Genomic DNA, 18,549 nt, shown 5'->3' with positions numbered 1-18,549 from the left:
GCGCCGACGTCATCCTCGGGCCTGTCCTGATGATCTGCCAACGTATTGATTTTATTCGACGTGGTCAGATCCTCGGCACAAGGCCGAGGATGACGTTGAGGGAATGTTCACCCTTCATCACCGACTTCAAAGAGACTGCGACCTGCCCGGAAATTTAAACCGGACAGGAGTGGGACAAGCCCAGGGATGACGTCGAGATGATGTAAATCGTCGCAGAAGGCTAGAACGCCCCCCGCACCTTGAAGCGCCCGCGCCTTTCCTCAGAACAGACGCTTAAGCGGGGCGGCCTCGGACGGGTTGTTCTTCGTCGTCTCGCCATTATCGGCAGGTCTGTTGCGCAGGGCCGCATAGTAGGCGTTCTTATGTTCGTACATATTCATATCGGCCCGGCGCACCAGCGATTCCATCGTCTCGCCGGCTTCGCTGGTCGCCACTCCCAGCGACAGGCTGAGCGGCGCGCTTGAATAAAACTGGTTGTTGATCTTCAGCAGCTCATAGACGGTTTCGACCATGGCAGCGGCAATCTGTTTGTCGGCGCCGGGGAGAAGGATGGCGAATTCGTCACCGCCGATGCGCGCCGCATGGTTCGGCGCAGTGACCACGCCATTCAGCACCTCTCCCACCCGCCGCAGCAGGGCGTCGCCGGCATCATGGCCGAGCTTGTCATTGGCCTCCTTCAGGCCGTTGAGATCGATGACGATGGCGGAAACGGGCCTGAGCGCGTTGCGCTCCAGCCGGTTCAACTCGTCCGAATAAAAGGCGCGGTTGTGCAGCTTGGTCAGCACATCGTGCTTGCCGAGATATTCGAGATAGGCTTCAGCCTTCTTGCGGGCGGTGATGTCCGTCAGCGCCACCTGCACCAGCGACCAGTCCTGCTCATGGCCGGGGAAGACGGAAAAATGCAGGAGAACATGCCGCTCCGAGCCATCAAGCGCATAGTTCACCACCTCGCGATGGTGGTTGAGATTGCCGTTCCAAAGCTCCATCAGCTGTTCACGGAACGGCTTTTCCATCTCGCCGCGGAAAATATCGCCGAGCCGCTGCAGCAGAACCTGCCGGTCCGGCGCGCAGAACAGGTCGAGCGTGGCTCGATTGACGTCGATGACACGGATTTCGCTCATGCATTGCCGCACGAATTCCGGATGCACATCCGTGAACACCCGGAAATCGACAATGCCGCGATCCCTGACCTCCTCGATCAATCGACGGACGCGGCTGAAATCTTCCACCCAGAGCGAAACCGGTGAATGTTTGAACATACCCTCGGCATAACGGCGATTGAAAAGCTCCTTGCGGCGAGCCTCCTCCCGTTCCGTCACATCCTCGGTGGTCAAAAGCAGCCGCCCGAGCGTCGCTTCGTGGCCGGGAATGACCGCGCCGCGCAGCTGGATATCCAGCCGTTTGCCGCCGATCGAATAGTTGACGGCATTGCTGGTGAATTCCGTCTTGCCGGCCCAGAGTTCGGAAAGCTCATTCACATGGCTTTCCAGCATGTCGTCGCGAAAAATCCGGTGCAGATTGTCGACGAGATGCGCCTGATCGCGCGCCTCGAACAGTTCCAGCGTCCTGGCGTTGACCTTGATAACGCGAATTTTCTGCGAACAGGCCGCCACCCGCGATAAATCTTCGAGAAGAAACGCCCTGAAATCCTCGACACCCTCAGCCCGCCAGATATCGAACTGGTTCTTAACTGCGCTGAAATCCTCGATCCACATCGCCACGGGCGCGAGATTGAAGATATTGGTATCGATCGTCTCACTCATACGGGCAGTCTTCTCAAGGGTAGATGCAGGCGGATGCCAAACGGTGCGGCACGGCGACGACCGTCCGCATATCGGGATTTATTAGGGATATTCGATTTAACGCAAGCATTTATCGCGCAAGCCGCCGGATTGCGCGATAATTCACGGATTTCGCCGCCGGAATGCCCTTTACCAGAGCTTCACGTGACGGTTCACATCCTTGTAGAGCAGGTAACGGAACCGGCCGGGGCCGCCCGCATAACAGGCCTGCGGGCAATAGGCGCGCAGCCACATGAAGTCACCGGCCTCAACTTCCACCCAGTCCTCGTTCAGCCGGTAGACCGCCTTGCCCTCCAGCACGTAAAGACCATGTTCCATCACATGCGTTTCCATGAAGGGAATGGTCGCACCCGGCTGGAAGGTGACGATGTTGAGGTGCATGTCGTAACGCACGTCTTCGGGATCGATGAAGCGGGTCGTCGCCCATTTGCCTTCGGTATCGGGCATGGCCGACATGGCGATCTCGTCTTCATGCGAAAAGATCGCCGGCGGGATTTCCAGCCCGTCAACCGCCTGAAACACCTTGCGAACCCAATGGAACTTGACGGGCGCCTTGCCGGAGTTCTGGACCTGCCAGCGCGCACCGGCCGGCAGGTAGGCAAACGAGCCCTCCCGCAGCGCATGCTGCGCGCCCTCGAACGTCACGACCATTTCGCCTTCGACAACGAAGATGGCCGCCTGCGCCCGCTCGTCCGGCTCCGGCCGCTCACTGCCGCCACCCGGCTGCACTTCGACGATATATTGCGCGAAAGTCTCGGAAAAACCCGTCATCGGCCGGGCGATGATCCAGGCCCGCGTGCCGGTCCAGTGCGGCAGCACGCTTGTCACGATATCGGACATCACGGTCTTGGGGATGACCGCATAGGCGGTCTTGAAAACAGCCTTGCTCGACAGCAGTTCCGTCTGCCCCGGCAGACCGCCCATATCCGAATAATATCTCTTCATTTCAGCCATTCCATTCTGCAATCCATTCGGCGCGGATTCTTAGGCCTGCGATATGGTTTAATCAAATGGTTATTGGCGAGGGACGGGTGACGAAATGGGGACGACGTCGCCGCGCATTTCTTCTCCCCGCCGGGGAGAAGGTGGCCCGAAGGGTCGGATGTGGGGGCAACGCCAGCGATTGACAGCACCCTTGCCCCCTCATCCCGCTGCCGCGGACTTCTCCCCGGCGGGGAGAAGAGACAAGTGGCATCCGCTCGCTTCCCACGAAGGAATAACGAGCGCGGCTTTCTATCTCAGCCCTTCTTACGCATCGTCGCATAGACGATATTGTGGTTCTCGCCGAAGAACACCTCCGCCTCGATACTTGCAGGATCGGCGCTGGCATTGACGATCCGCCACATATCCGCCTTCGAGCGCAGCAGCAGCGCCCAGTTCATGAAGGTCTCCATATAGCCGTCGACGACGATATCTTCGGAGAAGTTGGCGAAGAGGAACATGCCGCCGGGCTTCAGCATCTCCATGCAGCGCCGTGTCAGCTTGATCGCCACGCGGTCGTTCAGATAATCATAAAGGCCGGCCGCATAGATGAGATCGAAGCTGCCGAGTTCCTGCGTGCGCAGCACGATGTCGCGCACCGAACCGTCAATTGCCTCCACGCCGCGGCCGCCGAAATCACGGGCGACCGCGCCGACGCTCAAGGGATCCTGATCGAGCGCCACCCAGCGCTTGATCATGCCCTCCTTCAGCGCCACCGAAGCATCGGCCTCACGCAGGTGGCCGGAGGCAATGGTGAGGATTTCCGTCTCCTCGCCGTGCCGGGCGGCGGCCTCGTCAACGAACCGCGTCAGCAGGTCCCGCCGCTCGCGCACGGCAACCGAAGAACTGGCATCCTTTGTGTAATCGTAAAGGGCAGCACCCAGCGGTGAGGCGTTTTTCACCAGCCCGGCAACGCTGTCGTGACCGTAGATGAAATCGAGCAACTGGGCGTCGCCGGAATAGCCCCTCGGCTTTTCGAACGACCACCGGGTGAAGGGATCTTCGAGAAAATGCTCCGATACCGAGTGATTCTGTACCAGCGGGATCAGTTCTGCCCACACGCTGGAGTGGAGTTTATCTCGCAATCCATGCAGCGCACCCGCCGTCCGATGTATTATCTCATGCGCTAAAACACCATTGTCGAATTGCTGCTGTGCCAATTCGAGAATGATGGCGATCTCTGCTTTCGCAACTGCGAACTGCTCATCGAATGTTTCGGTTCTGCGTGCAAAAATCTCTTTTGCGACAGTATCAGGGGTGATCAGACTTGCCCCGTCCAGATTTTTCTTCTTTACCCGCACCACTTCAGCCTCCAGTATTAACACATTGTTAACTATACGTTTCTGGAAGACGGAACGCCACTCGCTTTCAATTTTTGAGCGGTGTAGGGATAGATTTCTACATTAGCGTATTTTTTTGGTCACACTCGTGGGCGGAGGAGAAAGCGGATACGCGATTTAGTGAAACTTAATGTTGCGAACGTATGATGCGTTCTTCCTTTCCCGGTTCTGCACACATATCGGCAGAGATCGGCAGGAACCCGCACCGGGTGCGTGAGCACACGGAAAAGTGGAATAAGCAGTTACTTAAAAAAGTATACGCAACACTATGGGAAAGTGCATGAGGCACACGTTGGGAGAGGTGAATGGACAGCAAGACTATCGGCGGCCGGACTCCCGGTTTTCTGATGAACTTCTTGCCCTTTACCAGCAGGAAGGTGAGCGCAGCCGCCGTGGCTCGATCAGACAGGGCCTGTGGACGGCCGTTTTTATCTATCTGCTATTTGCCGTCACCGACATTATTCTAATCCCCGACGTCGCGTTTTACGCCATCATCGCCCGCCTGCTCGTGGTCGTCTCATCGCTGCTGACGCTGGAGATCCAGCTGCGCAGGGGCGCCAGCACCGCAGCGCTCGACCTCACCTGCGCCACTGCGCTTGTCATGGGCTATATTGGCTGGCTGCTGCCTTCGCTTTTGACCGACAACCTCGAAAACATGTCCTATTACATGGTTTTCGGGGCGATCTTCATGATGGGCGCCAACCTGTTCTTCACCTTCCGCTTCCATCTGTCGCTCGTGTCATCAGGTATCATTCTCGTCACCTATTTTCTGGCGTTGACGCAGTTTCCCGAAGATGTGTTCTACAAGGTGGCTTTCGGCACCTTCTACATTTCCTGCTTCGTCTTCACCTCCTATGTGAACTGGAACCTGAACCGGGAACGTTATCACGTCTTTCTCAACGCGCTGGAGGCCAAGGCCCAGCAGAAGGCGGCGGATGAGCGCGGCCAGGCGCTGCTGCGGCTTTCGAATACGGATTCGCTCACGGGCCTGCAGAACCGCCGCGCCATCGACCATCAGCTGCGTCTGCTGTGGGACAATTGGAGCAAGAAGGAGGAGGGTTTTGCCGTTCTCCTCATCGATGTCGACTTCTTCAAGAAATACAATGACCGCTATGGCCACCAGGAAGGCGACAAGTGCCTGGTGACGGTGGGCAATGCGCTGCAGGATGCAATCGCCGGGCATGGCGCTTCCATCGGTCGTTATGGCGGTGAGGAATTCATCGTCCTCGTGCCGTTCAAATCCAGGCAGCAGGTAGGCGAGCTGGCGGAGACGATCCGCCACACCGTCGAAGACCTGTCGCTGGCCCACGACCAGCGCCGCGACGGTACCTTCGTCGTCACCGTCAGCATCGGCGCGTCCTTCACCCGCGCCAATCCGGACGGCAAGCTGGAGAAAATCATCAACGAGGCCGACCGGGCGCTCTATATCGCCAAGGCCAACGGCCGCAATTGCATGAAACTGTTCGACCCGGACGATCCGCAGACCAGCGACGAGACGGAAAATATCGCAGCACTTTTGAAAATCGCCGTGGCGGAAAACCTCGTTTCACTTGTCTATCAGCCGATCCTGAACGTCTCGACCAATGAAACACCGGGAGCGGAAGCCCTGATGCGGCTTCGCCTGCTCGATGGCAGCGCCGTTTCGCCCGGCATCTTCATTCCGATCGCCGAACGCACCGGCACGATCATGGAACTTGGCCTGTGGACTATCAAGACCGTCTGCAAGCAGATTCTTGCCGATGACCGGGTGGGCGTTGTCAGTGTTAACGTATCCCCCATGCAGCTGAAAAATCCCGGCTTTGCCACTTCGGTTGCAGCGATCCTCGTCGAGGCCGGCATCGCCGGCAACAGGCTCGCCTTCGAGATCACCGAAGGTCTGGATATGGAAATACATTCGGATTTGCTGCGCTGCCTGAACGACCTGAAAACGCTCGGCATCAACATCTGGCTCGATGATTTCGGAACCGGATTTGCCGGCCTTTCCTGGCTGCGCATGACCGATTTCGACACCGTCAAGATCGACCGCTCCTTCCTGCATGACAGCAACACGCCGCGCGGCCGGGCGATGCTGCAGGACATGATCCGCCTCATCCGCAACCGCGGCCACAAGATTCTGATCGAAGGCGTGGAGACGGAAGAACAACTGCGGCTGGTGCGCCAGCTGGAGATCGATTATGCGCAGGGCTATTATCTCGGACGCCCGGTGGTTGCTGAAAGACTTGGTGCGGCGAAAGCCCCCTATCCGCGTCCCAACATGCTGCTGCGCCCCGCCTGACGGAGCGCAGACCCGCCTTAATGATAAGCGGGCGGGGTGATCGAGAATTTCGACGCCAGTTCTGCAAAGGCCGTGCGGGTAACGGGATCGACGGGTGCACCTTCCCTTTCGCGTCTTGCCGCCACCGCCCATTCCCGATCACCCGGCGCCATGACCTTGCAATCTTCGCGTACGGGCGAGCCGCGCAGCACTTCAAGATAACGTTTCATGCCCTCGTCGAACACTTCCCGTTCAAGGAAGGCTTCCGGCTTCAGCGCCAGAACGAAGGCTCCAAGGCCACGCGGTGTGGAAAAATCCGGCCCGCCCATCGGATCTATATCGAAACTGAGCTTCATGCCGCTGAGAACGGCACTGAAAATCTCGACCATGCCAGCCAGCGCCGCGCCCTTGAAGCCGAATGCGCCGCCGAGTGGTGCCAGCATTTCAACGGCATGGGGATTTTGCGTGTCGACGCCGTCACCGTCAGACGCCACACCATCAGGCAATTGCTGTTCAAGGCTGCCATAAAGCAGAACGCGATTATAGGGCACAGCACTGGTGGCCATATCCAGAAGCCACGGCATGTCATCAGCCGCCGGCACACCGACGGCGATGGGATTGGTGCCGTGGAACCGCATCGCGCCATCATGCAGGCGCACGAAACTGTCGGAATTGCAGAAGGCAAGGCCGATATAACCCTGCCGCGCCGCTTCCAGCGCATAGGCGCCGGCCGGACCGAAATGCGAGGAATTGCGGATCGCCACCGCGCCGATACCGAATTTTTCGGCCAGCGCCATGGCATTGTCCATGGCCGCATAGGTGGCGCGCGCGCCATGGGCATGGTCGGCATCGACGGTTTCCACCGCGCCGAAACCGGAGACGCGGCGGATCTGCGGCCGCCGATTGAGACGTCCGCCTTCAAGGGCAGTGATATAGTGGGCAAGCAGGCGCACGCCGTGGCTGTCAACGCCGAGCCTTGTGCCATGCATCATGGCGCGAGTTGCGGCATCGGCCGTCTCTTCATCCGTGCCGGCGGCGAGGAAAACACTGCGGCAGAACCGCTCGAGCTCATCCAGCCTTGCGAGAACGGTGACGTTTTCATTGCTGTGCGACATGCGGGGAACCCTCCCGGTACCAGAATCCATGCCGCACAGGCTATTCACGGGGCGCGTTTTTGCAACCGAATATCGCGCCCCGAATGATCAATCAGTCGTCCGCACCCATGGCGTCGTAAGGATCGCGCTCGCCGGCGATAATCGCGCGTTTGCCGACATGGTTGGCAGGTCCGACAATGCCTTCCTGCTCCATGCGCTCGACCAGCGAAGCGGCGCGGTTATAACCAACTGACAGACGGCGCTGGATATAGGAGGTCGAGCACTTCTTGTCGCGCATCACCACCTTGACGGCCTTCTCATAGAGATCGTCGCTATCGTCATCGCCCATCGAGGTCTTGTCGAAAACGGCCGTATCCTCTTCCACCTCGTCATCGGCCTCTTCGGCGTCTTCCGTGACGGTACCCAGATATTCCGGACGCCCCTGCGTCTTTAGATGCGCAACGACCTTTTCCACTTCCTCATCCGACACAAACGGGCCGTGGACACGGGCGATGCGGCCGCCGCCCATCATGTGCAGCATGTCACCCTGACCGAGCAGATGCTCCGCGCCCTGTTCGCCAAGGATGGTGCGGCTGTCGATCTTCGAGGTCACCTGGAAGGAGATGCGGGTCGGGAAATTGGCCTTGATGGTGCCGGTAATGACATCGACAGACGGACGCTGCGTGGCCATGATGAGGTGGATACCGGCGGCACGGGCCATCTGCGCCAGACGCTGCACGGCGCCTTCAATCTCCTTGCCGGCGACCATCATCAGATCGGCCATCTCGTCGATGATGACGACGATATAGGGCATGGCCGTGAGGTCCATTTCCTCCTGCTCGTAGACAGCCTCGCCCGTGGCGCGGTCGAACCCGGTCTGCACGTTGCAGAGCACCGTCTCACCCTTGGTGCGGGCGGCAGCGGCCCTTGCATTATAACCGTCAATATTGCGCACGCCGAGACGCGACATCTTGCGATAGCGGTCTTCCATTTCGCGCACGGCCCATTTCAGCGCCATGACCGCTTTTTTTGGATCGGTGACCACAGGCGTCAGGAGATGCGGAATGCCGTCATAGACCGAAAGTTCAAGCATCTTCGGATCGACCATGATCAGGCGGCATTCTTCCGGCTTCATACGGTAGAGCAGCGACAGGATCATGGTGTTGATGGCGACCGACTTGCCAGAGCCGGTGGTGCCGGCGACCAGCAGGTGCGGCATCTTCGCCAGTTCGGCGATGACGGGTTCGCCGCCGATGGTCTTGCCGAGGCAAAGCGCTAGCTTCTGGCGGGTCTCAGCGTAGTCAGTCGCTTCGATCAGTTCACGCAGATAGACAGTTTCGCGCACCGGGTTCGGCAGTTCAATGCCGATGACATTGCGGCCGGGCACCACGGCGACACGGGCGGACAGCGCCGACATGGAGCGGGCAATATCGTCCGACAGACCGATGACGCGCGAAGACTTCACGCCGGGGGCGGGTTCGAACTCGTAAAGCGTCACAACCGGGCCGGGGCGGACATCGATGATCTCACCCTTGATGCCGAAATCCTCAAGCACGCTTTCGAGAAGCCCGGCGCTTTGTTCCAGCGCTTCGGGCGTCATGGTCGTGGTCTGCTGGACGCGTGCCTGCTGCAAAAGGTCGATGGAGGGATATTGATATTCTCCCTCGGCAAAAACCGGCGCTTCGCGGAACATCGGCTGCGAAGCCTGAATAGGTGCGCGCGGTGTGAAACGCGGCTCCGCCGCCACTCGTGCTGCCGGCTGGCTTTCAATCGGATGGGCCTGCTCGACCGGCCGCTGCGGCTCGACGAAGACGGGTGCCTCCGCCACCGGCTGCGGCGCGATTTCCTGTTCTGCCGCCGGCGTGGCGACCGGAACGACAGCCTGACGCACGCCGATTTCCCGGTAAAGCCGGATCGCGGAGCCGCCCGGCACGGTGACGACCGGAGGCTCGGCTGAAAGCACGACGGCAGCGACCGTCGACGCGGAAACGACGGGCATGGACTCCGTCAAAGCCGGGTTTGCCAGAGTGGAATTTGCAAGGGCCGGATCGGCAAAATTGGCGCGCAGATAGGCGGGAACGGCCTCGACCGCTGCCCCCGGCAGATCAAGCGTCATGACTTCCCAGAACAGCTCATCCGGCAGGTGGGCGGCAAAGGCGGGAACGGACGCAGCCGGTATGGCGGCCTGCGCCACAGCGACTGGCTGGACAGCAGGCTGCGGCTGAACGGAGGCAAATACCCGCTGTACCGGCACTTCCGCAATAGGCGTGGCCGTTACAGCCTGGGGCGGCGCCAGTGCGGCGGCAGCGGCTTCTTCCGCCTGCTTGCGGGCAAGCTCGAGACGCAATTTATAGGTCAGCGCCCTGGCACCGCGCGCATCGGGCGGCTGCGGCAGGAACGGCATGCGCTGTGGCGGCACGCGCTGCTCCGCCGGTTTTACGATCGGCTGAGATATGACAGCAGCGTCCTCATGTGCGACAGCCTGCTGCGCCGCCGGCTCCGGCTCCACCGGTTCCGGCGGAGCGACTGCCACGACTTCCTCTTCGGGAATATGGATTTCTTCCGGAATATTCGGCGTCTCTACCGGCATGCGCCGGCTAAAGGCGCTTTCCGGCGTGCGGGTAAAGCGCACATTCGGGCCAAGCACAAAAGCATTCTGCCAGCCGGGCATTTCGGCACGGCCTTCAATGGCGTCTGCTGCGCTGACATCGGCATTGGGCCGGGGCGCGGCACTTGCCTTCATCGCCGTCTGCTGCCCGGCAACCGCCTTGCCGCCGGCATGACGGGCGTTTTCGCTCCCCTCCCCGGCGTTATTGGACGAATTCTGGAATCTGGATCGGGAGAAGCTCATGGCAGCGTGCACACTCATCATAAACGTACATATTTCGGTCTCCCTGAAATAGAAAATAAAGGTTAATTACCCCTTTCCAAACGGGGCCTCGGCGACAGATTTCACGTCACCCACAGTCACGTTTCAGTATGCGCCCGCAGCAAAATTGAAGATCAACATTTTGTTTTTGTTTTATTAAATCGTTTTTCGATGGACTGGACACCTTCTGCGGCAACCGGAGAAAACGAGATTGGCGTGGGTGAGGCATATTGTTTCTTCAAACTCGTCCGCAACGTAAAATCATTGCTGTAAAGGGCGCGAATTAACGTGGACACTGCCGAGGTTGCAGTCTTAAGATCGGCGTGCCGCGGGCCAAGCGGAAAGGCCCGTCTCGCCCTCATTTCCGGAGTGAAATTCATGTCGCCTGTCCAGCTTTCCCGCCGCTCGCTTCTCAAGACCTCGCTTGCTCTTGCCGCAACCACGGGACTGGCGGGAATTGCCGCAGCGCAGGAAAAATCCGGCGGGCGGCTGATCGTCGCGGCCGATTCGGAGCCGAAAAACCTCAATCCGGCCATCGTCGCCTCCAATGGCGTGTTTTATATCGCCAGCAAGATCGTCGAGCCGCTGGCGGAAGCCTCTTTTGATGGCAAGGACGGGCTGGAGCCGCGGCTTGCAACCGAATGGCAGGGATCGGATGATGGCTTGAGCGCCACCTTCAAGCTGCGCGAAGGCGTGACCTGGCATGACGGCAAACCCTTCACCTCGGCGGACGTGGCCTTTTCAGCGCTTTCCGTCTGGAAACCGTTGCAGAACCTCGGCCGGCTGGTCTTTGCCAATCTCGAAAAGGTGGAAACGCCTGACGACCACACGGCCGTCTTCCGTTTCTCAAAGCCCACGCCGTTCCAGCTCATCCGCAATGCACTGCCTGTCGTCACCAGCGTCGTGCCGAAACATCTCTATGAAGGCACCGATATCGCCACCAATCCGGCCAATACCAAACCGGTTGGTACCGGGCCATTCGTTTTTGCCGAATACAAACCCGGCGAATATTACCGCCTGACCCGCAACCCTAATTACTGGGGCAAAGACCAGCCGCAGCTCGAAGAAATCATCTATCGCGTCTTGCCCGATCGTGCGGGAGCAGCCTCGGCGCTGGAAGCGGAAGAAATCCAGCTGGCCGCCTTCTCCGCCGTGCCGCTCGCCGATCTTGCCCGCATCGCCAAGGTGCCGGGCATCAAGGTGATTGCCGATGGTTACGAGGCACTGACCTATCAGCTCGTGGTGGAAATCAACCACCGCCGCAAGGAACTGGCCGACCTGAAGGTCAGAAAGGCAATCGCCCACGCCATCGACAAAAAATTCGTCATCGACAAGGTGTTCCTCGGTTATGCCACCGCATCCACCGGTCCCGTGCCGAAGAATGCGCCGCAGTTTTACACCGACGACGTCGAGACCTATGATTTCGACGTGGCCAAGGCCAATGCCCTGCTGGATGAAGCCGGTTATGCCCGCGGACCCGACGGAAAGCGTTTTGCGCTAAAACTTCTGCCTGCGCCCTATTTCAACGAAACCAAACAATTCGGTTCCTATCTTCGTCAGGCGCTTCAGGAAATCGGCATCGATGCCGAGCTGGTAAATAATGATGCCGCCGCACACCAGAAGGCCGTCTATACCGACCACGCCTTCGATCTGGCCGTTGCTCCCCCGGTGTTCCGTGGCGATCCCGCAATCTCCACCACCATTCTCGTGCGATCCGGCATTCCCGCTGGCGTCGGCTTCTCCAATCAGGGCGGGTATGAGAACAAGGCGCTCGATACGCTGATCGACAAGGCGGCGGAAACCGTGGATACGACTGCACGGACAGCACTCTACAAGGATTTCCAGAAACAGGTTACAGCCGATCTGCCGCTCATCAACGTCGCCGAATGGGGTTTCATCACGGTGGCGCGCGATACGGTCAAACATGTCGCCAGCAATCCGCGCTGGGCAGTTTCCAACTGGGCGGATACCGCGGTCGATAGCTGAGGCCGCGCCGTGAAACGTGCGACGTCTTTGCTGCGGCGAAGGGCGATCAGCGCCATTCCGGTGCTGCTGATCGTTCTCATCTTCACCTTCGTCCTGCTTGAAAATGCCTCCGGTGATGCGGTGGATGCCTATCTCGTTTCCATCGGCGGAGGCGATGCCGGGCTGCGGGATGCGCTGCGCGAGCAATATGGTCTCAACGGCTCGATGCTCGCTCGTTTCTGGCTCTATGCAAGCTCGGTGCTGCGGCTCGATCTCGGCTGGTCGCTTGCCTTTGACCGGCCGGTGCTGGGGTTGATCCTCGAGCGGCTGCCGAACACGCTTTTGTTGATGGGCAGCGCCACCGCACTCGCCTTCATCACCGGCACCGCGCTCGGCATCATCGCCGGCGCACGTCCCGGCGGACTGACCGACCGGGTGCTTTCAACGCTGTCGCTCACGCTTTACGCCACGCCCGGTTTCTGGCTCGGCCTCGTTCTCGCCATCGTCTTTGCCGTGCAGCTGCGATGGCTGCCGACGTCGGGCATCGAAACCATCGCCTCGGGCAAACAGGGATTTGCACGGGCGCTGGATATTGCCCGCCATCTCGTGCTGCCCGTCGCCAGCCTCGGCCTCATCTATCTGGCGCTGTTCCTGCGCGTCATGCGCACCGCCATGGCGGCGGTCTGGCCGCTGGATTTCGTGCTTTTTGCGCAATCCAAGGGGCTTTCCAGACGACGCATCGTGCTGCGCCATGTTGCCCGCAACGCGGCGCTGCCGCTCATCACCGTACTTGGCCTGCAGGCCGCAACCATGCTTGGCGGCAGCGTGGTGATTGAAAGCGTCTTTGCCATTCCGGGTTTCGGGCGGCTGGCGCAGGAGGCCGTCAGCGGTCGCGATACGCCGCTTCTGATGGGCATTATCCTCACCAGCGCCGTCTTCGTCATCCTCGTCAATCTCGTGGTCGATATTCTCTATTCCATTCTCGATCCGCGCATTGGCAGCGGGGAGAGTGCGGCATGAGCTTCGTTCTCCGGCTCCTGCGCAATTTCGAAGGTGTGACGGGCACCGTCATCCTCACATTGCTGGCGATGACGGCGTTCTCCGCACCCCTCCTGTTCCCCGGCGATCCGCTGGCGATCGTCGGCGAGCCGCTGATAGCGCCCTTTACGGATGCCGCCCTGCCGCTCGGCACCGACCGGCTGGGCCGCAATGTGCTGGCCGAACTTGCCCATGGCGCGCAGGCCTCCCTGCTCGTCGGCATGGGTGCTGCCGCAGCAGCACTTGTTGTCGGCACCGTCATCGGCACGATTGCCGGTTTTGCCGGCGGCCTCGTGGATGAGGCGCTGATGCGCGTCACCGATGCCTTTCAGATCGTGCCGAATTTCCTGCTGGCGCTTGCCTTCGTCAGCACCATCGGCCCCTCGATGCCGACAGTCATTCTGGCCATTGCACTCGGCGCTTGGGCGGATCCGGCGCGGTTGATGCGGGCGCAGGTGTTGAGCATCCGCGAGCGTGACTATGTGCAATCTGCCCGCGCCATCGGCATGCATCCGCTGGAAATCGCCTTCCGGCAAATATTGCCCAATGCCCTGCCGCCGGTTCTGGCGCTGGCCGCCATCATCGTTGCCGCGGCCATCCTCACCGAGGCAGCGCTCTCCTTCCTCGGGCTTGGCGATCCCAATATCGTCACCTGGGGCTCGATGATCGCGGAAGGACGCAACGTGCTCCGCTCGGCCGCGTTCCTGTCCGTCATCCCCGGCATCGGTCTGCTGGTGACCGTGCTCGGTGTCTATCTTTTCGGAGAAGGCATCAAACGGGCAATGGCGACGAGGAGGCAGGAGCCATGAGCGGCAACGCCCTTTGCCGGATCGACGATCTCAGCGTCCGTTATGCCGCGGCCGATGCGCCGGCGCTGCGCAAGGTTTCCCTGACGATAAGGCAGGGGCAGCGGCTGGCGATCATCGGCGAAAGCGGCTCGGGCAAATCGACGCTCGGCAAGGCGATCGCCGGGCTTCTGCCGCAGACCGCGTGGGTCGCGGGCGATATATCCTGGAGCCGTGACAGCGGCCTGTTCAGCGGCAAGCCGATGCCGGGGCGCGATATCGGCACGATTTTTCAGGATACCGGCGCAACGCTGAACCCGGTTCTGACCATCGGCGAACAGGTAGCGGAAGGCGCTGTGCGGCATCTCGGCCTCTCATGGAAGGCGGCGCGCGAACTTGCCCGCGATCTTCTGGAAAAAGTGCGGCTGCCGCATCCCTCCCATCTGCTCACCGCCTATCCGCACCAGCTTTCCGGCGGGCAACGACAACGTGTGGCGATTGCCGCCGCCATTGCAGCGCGCCCTTCGATCCTGATTGCCGACGAGGCGACGAGCGCGCTCGACACGGTGACCCAGGCGGCCATCGCCACCCTTCTGGATGATCTCGTGCGCGAGGAAGAAAGAACGCTGGTATTCATCACCCATGATATCGGTCTTGCCTCCAGCCTTGCCGACGACATCGCGGTTTTAAGCGCCGGTGAACTGGTGGAACACGGCCCGGCCCGGCGGGTGCTTTCCGCGCCCGCGCATGCCTACACCCGGGCGCTGCTTGCCGATTACCTCGATCTGTCGACCCCGCCGCTCGTCAGCGAGGCCGTGCCATGAATGAAACCCTTCTGAGCGTGGATGGCCTTTCCAAGACCTACCGCACCGGCGCAAGAACGGTGACGGCACTCTCCGATATCTCGTTTTCGCTCAAGCGCGGCGAGACGCTGGGGCTTGCCGGCCCTTCCGGCTGCGGGAAATCGACGCTGGCGCGCATCCTCATGCGGCTGATCCCCGCCGACGAAGGCACTGTTCGTTTCGAAAACCGCAACTGGCTTGCACTTGGCGGCAGCACGTTGCGCGCCGCCCGGCAACAGATGCAGATGGTGTTTCAGGATACGCATGGCGCCTTCAACCCACGCGCCACCGTCGAAGATGCCATAGGCGAGCCGTTGCGCATTCACCGCGTCGTTCAAAGACGCGACCGCCCGGCGGAAATCCGCCGCCTTCTCGACCGTGTCGGCCTACCCGCCGCCTATGCCGGCCGCTCGGTCTTCGAGCTTTCGGGCGGGCAAAGGCAGCGTGTGGCGATTGCCAGAGCCATCGCGCTCAAACCGTCGCTTCTCATTCTGGACGAAGCGGTCTCGGCGCTTGACGTTTCGGTTCGCCGGCAGATTCTCGAACTTTTGGTGGAAATACAGCGGGAAACGGCGATTTCCTGTATTTTCGTGTCCCACGATCTCGCCGTCATCCGCGCCGTCTGCCACCGTGTCGCGATCATGGAGGCGGGTCGGATCGTTGAAATCGGCGGAACCGGAGCGATCATTTCCGCGCCGCAATCCTCGACCGCCAGAGGCCTGATCGCCGCTGCCCCGCGGCTCATCACCACCGTGCAAGGATAAGACATGCCCGCCCCGGATTATGCATTGCTTCTCGACCCGCCCGCTTTCCCCGCCGAGCGCTACGCCATGCTGGCCGACCGGCTGGCGGCCCTGATGGGCACGAAAAACGACGTGCTGCTGATACAGGCGGAAGCCGTGCTGGCGCTGGAGGCGGCGGCGACAAGCCTTGCGCGGCCGGGGCTGAAGGCGCTCAACATCGTCACCAGCCCCTATGGTGCATGGTTCGGCGGCTGGCTGGAACGCGGCGGGGCGACGGTGCGCAATCTGACAGCCAGCCCGGCAAAGCCGGTGACGCTCACCGAGGTTGAACGGGCGCTCGATGACGGGCCGGGTTTCGATCTTCTCGCCATCGTGCATGCGGAATCGGCAAGCGGTATTCTCAACCCCCTGCCCGCCATTGCCGCGCTGGCGAAAACCAAAGGCGTCGTTACGCTGGTTGATGCCGTCGCTTCGATTGGCGGCCATGCCTTCGAGGTTGACAGACTGGGCATCGATATTGCCGTCATCGGGCCGCAGAAGGCGCTGGCCGGCCCGGCCGGCATATCGGCCATTTCAGTCAGCCCAGAAGCATGGCAGCTGCTTTCGCACGACAGGGCGCCCACCAACTCCATGCTCTCGCTTCTCGACCAGAAGATGCTCTGGCTGGATGCCGGCAGAGGGGCGCTGCCCGGAACGCCGGCGCCGCTGGAATTTTATGCGCTGGAGGCCGCGCTCGACAGGATCGAGGCGGAGGGTCTACCAGCCGCCACTGCGCGCCACGAGCGGGCAGCGGCGGCCACCCGTCATGGCATCAGGGCGCTCGGCATCGCCAACTGGGTGGAGGAAGCGCATGCCTCAGCTCTCGTTTCCACGGCAATCCTGCCGGATACCGTCGAAGCCGGAGCGTTTCTCGCCGCTGTATCCAGAGAGCATGGCGCGGATATTTCCGCCGGCGTCGGCCCCGGCGCGGAACGGCTGATAAGGCTCAACCACACCGGCCGGCGCGCGCATCCGCAGGCGGTGAAAGCCAATATCGCAGCCGTCTCAAGCGCCCTGAAAAACTTCGGCCATGCCGTCGATACCGATTCCGCGCTGGAAGCGGCCGCAAAGAGCTATTCGGAGGCCGCTTCGAAAGAGGTTTGACGGGGCCGACAAACATTCATTGCGTGAAATCCGGCACCGGTGAAACGCCAATCACGACATTGTTGTTAAAAATAGTAGACAAATTCCGCGGCCAATCTTGACGAAATCATGGCAACGCGCGAAACTTAACACACCGTTAACTCGCGTGAAGAAGGGAACTGGCCATGGTAGCAGGGTTCAATATGCTCTCCTTTGACCTCTTTGGCATCGGCCGAAGAATGCCCGTCGTCAATGAGCGGGTCGAGCTCGAATTTCAGGACAAGACGCCGCGCAGACCGGATGACGAACCGCATGATGACGACCGCGATCAGGAATATGAACTGTTCTTCTGGTCGCTTTATCCGGTGATCTAAATCACCCGCAGTGGCTAGCCGGGCATGAACCTTGCCAAGGACGGCAGGTTCATTCAATGATTGCCGCATGCGGTCTGGAAATGAAAAGAACTCTGCAAACAGAGACTTGAAGCTGTTACGCCGCCTGCTGCGCGCCAGGGATCATATGGATGCCGCGCCGCATGAGGCATGGCCCGTTTCACGCCTTGCAAAAGTCAGCGGCGCCTCGCAGGCGCACTTCGCGAGATCGTTTCGCGATGCCTTCGGCATACCCCCTCACCGCTATCTGCTGACCCGCCGGGTGGAGCGCGCCGTGGCGCTTTTGCGTGACACCAGCCTTCCCATCATCGACATCGCCTTGCAAACCGGCTGGAACAGCATCGGCACATTTGGCCGCGTTTTCCGCGATGTAACCGGGGAGAGCCCAAGCGAAGTGCGGCGACAAATGCGGCTTTCCCCTGCCGATCTCGAGCAGGTTCCCCATTGCTTCGTCAGCGCCGCACACCGCCCCAATCTCACAATCGCAGTTTCGGAGAAGCGCCGACAGGCGAAAGGCGGTAGGCACAGTGAGTGAAAGGGAGATAGCTCATGAAAAATGGTGTTCAAGTTGTCGGGCTTTACGTTCATGACCAGGACGAGGCGCTGCAATTTTATGTCGAAAAACTCGGATTTCGTGTCCATACGGACGCACGCAACGGCGATTATCGCTGGTTGACGGTGCAGCATCCGGACCAGCCGGATTTCCAGCTCGGCCTGTTTCGGCCGCAGGCCCCGACCGTTGACGAGGCGACGGCGCAGGATTTGAACGTAGCCGTGGCCAAGGGCGCCATGCCGCCTTTGGTTCTGGTGGTCGAGGATTGCCAGAAGGCCTTTGACGCCATGCACAAACGCGGCGTCGAATTCACCCAGGAACCGATCACGCGTTACGGCTCGGTGGATGCGAGTTTCCGCGATCCTTCCGGCAATGGCTGGAAGCTCGTTCAGGCCCGTTGAGGCAACCGTGTGTCACATTCCATCATGGATGCTTTTTCTTGGGGGCGACTTTGATCTTGCAAAAATGGATAAGGCAGAGCCATCGGTGGCTGGGCATTCTGCTGACCGTCACTATTCTGGCGAACTTCGCTTCGATGGCTTTCGGCCCGACACCACCGGTGATCGTTTATGCCCCGCTTCTTCCGCTGACTTTGCTTATCGGGAGCGGGCTCTACATGTTCTTCCTGCCTTATCTGGAAAGCCGCTCTCCCCATCGAAGGAGTAAGCAGGAGGGCGACGAGGCGCTCGGATGTCCGAAAATATTTCAGCCCCGGGGCGGCACACCCCGGGGCTGATTTTTAGCTGATTTTTAAAAGCGGCCAGCCGGA

At 60.5% G+C, this 18,549-nt stretch carries 17 protein-coding genes; 11 read left to right on the top strand and 6 right to left on the bottom strand.

The window, feature by feature from the left end:
- Positions 1-260 precede the first annotated feature (260 nt).
- From FCH38_RS19745 to FCH38_RS19735, 3 genes are all read right to left on the bottom strand, one after another.
- Positions 261-1,763, bottom strand: coding sequence for a sensor domain-containing diguanylate cyclase (locus FCH38_RS19745; RefSeq protein WP_174374851.1), 1,503 nt, complete (start codon positions 1,761-1,763; stop codon positions 261-263).
- A gap of 168 nt (positions 1,764-1,931) precedes the next feature.
- Positions 1,932-2,756, bottom strand: coding sequence for a bifunctional allantoicase/(S)-ureidoglycine aminohydrolase (locus FCH38_RS19740; RefSeq protein ID WP_174374850.1), 825 nt, complete (start codon positions 2,754-2,756; stop codon positions 1,932-1,934).
- 284 nt (positions 2,757-3,040) lie between these two features.
- Positions 3,041-4,087, bottom strand: a complete 1,047-nt coding sequence (locus FCH38_RS19735; RefSeq protein WP_174374849.1) for a class I SAM-dependent methyltransferase — start codon at positions 4,085-4,087, stop codon at positions 3,041-3,043.
- Positions 4,088-4,403: 316 nt separating this feature from the next.
- Between FCH38_RS19735 and FCH38_RS19730 the strand changes: the two genes are divergently transcribed.
- The gene (locus tag FCH38_RS19730) at positions 4,404-6,398 is read left to right on the top strand and encodes a putative bifunctional diguanylate cyclase/phosphodiesterase (protein ID WP_153516580.1); all 1,995 of its coding nucleotides are present in this window, start codon (positions 4,404-4,406) and stop codon (positions 6,396-6,398) included.
- Between the two features lie 17 nt (positions 6,399-6,415).
- Here FCH38_RS19730 and FCH38_RS19725 read toward each other — a convergent pair whose 3' ends face one another.
- The 3 genes from FCH38_RS19725 to FCH38_RS19715 all read right to left on the bottom strand — a co-directional run bounded on the left by FCH38_RS19725 (position 6,416) and on the right by FCH38_RS19715 (position 10,720).
- On the bottom strand, positions 6,416-7,492 hold the full coding sequence (locus FCH38_RS19725) for an Ldh family oxidoreductase (protein ID WP_174374848.1): 1,077 nt from the start codon (positions 7,490-7,492) through the stop codon (positions 6,416-6,418).
- 91 nt (positions 7,493-7,583) lie between these two features.
- Entirely contained in the window at positions 7,584-10,343 is a 2,760-nt protein-coding gene (locus FCH38_RS19720) for a DNA translocase FtsK (protein WP_174374847.1), read from the bottom strand.
- Between the two features lie 131 nt (positions 10,344-10,474).
- A complete protein-coding gene (locus tag FCH38_RS19715) occupies positions 10,475-10,720 on the bottom strand; it encodes a hypothetical protein (protein ID WP_174374846.1) in 246 nt (81 codons plus the stop codon).
- Between FCH38_RS19715 and FCH38_RS19710 the strand changes: the two genes are divergently transcribed.
- From FCH38_RS19710 to FCH38_RS19665, 10 genes are all read left to right on the top strand, one after another.
- Positions 10,719-12,326: an ABC transporter substrate-binding protein gene (locus tag FCH38_RS19710; RefSeq protein WP_174374845.1), complete on the top strand. Its 1,608-nt coding sequence runs from the start codon at positions 10,719-10,721 to the stop codon at positions 12,324-12,326. The genes FCH38_RS19715 and FCH38_RS19710 overlap by 2 nt on opposite strands.
- 9 nt (positions 12,327-12,335) lie before the next feature.
- Complete coding sequence (locus FCH38_RS19705; protein ID WP_174374844.1) at positions 12,336-13,325, top strand: ABC transporter permease subunit; 990 nt, start codon at positions 12,336-12,338, stop codon at positions 13,323-13,325.
- Positions 13,322-14,152 carry an ABC transporter permease gene (locus FCH38_RS19700; protein ID WP_174374843.1) on the top strand — a complete coding sequence of 277 codons (831 nt, stop codon included), beginning with the start codon at positions 13,322-13,324 and terminating at the stop codon, positions 14,150-14,152. Before FCH38_RS19705 ends, FCH38_RS19700 begins: the two co-directional genes overlap by 4 nt.
- Positions 14,149-14,952 (top strand): ABC transporter ATP-binding protein, encoded by an 804-nt coding sequence (locus tag FCH38_RS19695; RefSeq protein WP_174374842.1) that lies wholly within the window; start codon positions 14,149-14,151, stop codon positions 14,950-14,952. The genes FCH38_RS19700 and FCH38_RS19695 overlap by 4 nt, the downstream gene beginning before the upstream one ends.
- Positions 14,949-15,734 carry an ABC transporter ATP-binding protein gene (locus FCH38_RS19690; protein ID WP_174374841.1) on the top strand — a complete coding sequence of 262 codons (786 nt, stop codon included), beginning with the start codon at positions 14,949-14,951 and terminating at the stop codon, positions 15,732-15,734. The genes FCH38_RS19695 and FCH38_RS19690 overlap by 4 nt, the downstream gene beginning before the upstream one ends.
- A gap of 3 nt (positions 15,735-15,737) precedes the next feature.
- Entirely contained in the window at positions 15,738-16,856 is a 1,119-nt protein-coding gene (locus FCH38_RS19685; RefSeq protein ID WP_174374840.1) for a pyridoxal-phosphate-dependent aminotransferase family protein, read from the top strand.
- A 164-nt stretch (positions 16,857-17,020) separates the two neighbouring features.
- Positions 17,021-17,209: a hypothetical protein gene (locus FCH38_RS19680; protein WP_174374839.1), complete on the top strand. Its 189-nt coding sequence runs from the start codon at positions 17,021-17,023 to the stop codon at positions 17,207-17,209.
- Between the two features lie 106 nt (positions 17,210-17,315).
- Positions 17,316-17,762, top strand: coding sequence for a helix-turn-helix domain-containing protein (locus tag FCH38_RS19675; RefSeq protein ID WP_236776662.1), 447 nt, complete (start codon positions 17,316-17,318; stop codon positions 17,760-17,762).
- Positions 17,763-17,776: 14 nt separating this feature from the next.
- The gene (locus tag FCH38_RS19670) at positions 17,777-18,181 is read left to right on the top strand and encodes a VOC family protein (protein ID WP_174374837.1); all 405 of its coding nucleotides are present in this window, start codon (positions 17,777-17,779) and stop codon (positions 18,179-18,181) included.
- Between the two features lie 50 nt (positions 18,182-18,231).
- Positions 18,232-18,516 carry a hypothetical protein gene (locus tag FCH38_RS19665; RefSeq protein WP_423753175.1) on the top strand — a complete coding sequence of 95 codons (285 nt, stop codon included), beginning with the start codon at positions 18,232-18,234 and terminating at the stop codon, positions 18,514-18,516.
- The last annotated feature ends 33 nt before the right edge of the window (positions 18,517-18,549 follow it).

It is taken from the genome of Agrobacterium tumefaciens, from assembly GCF_013337285.1.
GTDB classification, from domain to species: domain Bacteria; phylum Pseudomonadota; class Alphaproteobacteria; order Rhizobiales; family Rhizobiaceae; genus Agrobacterium; species Agrobacterium burrii.
The sequence above is the reverse complement of the archived record's forward strand: the minus strand, read 5'-3'. Positions and strand labels throughout refer to the sequence as shown.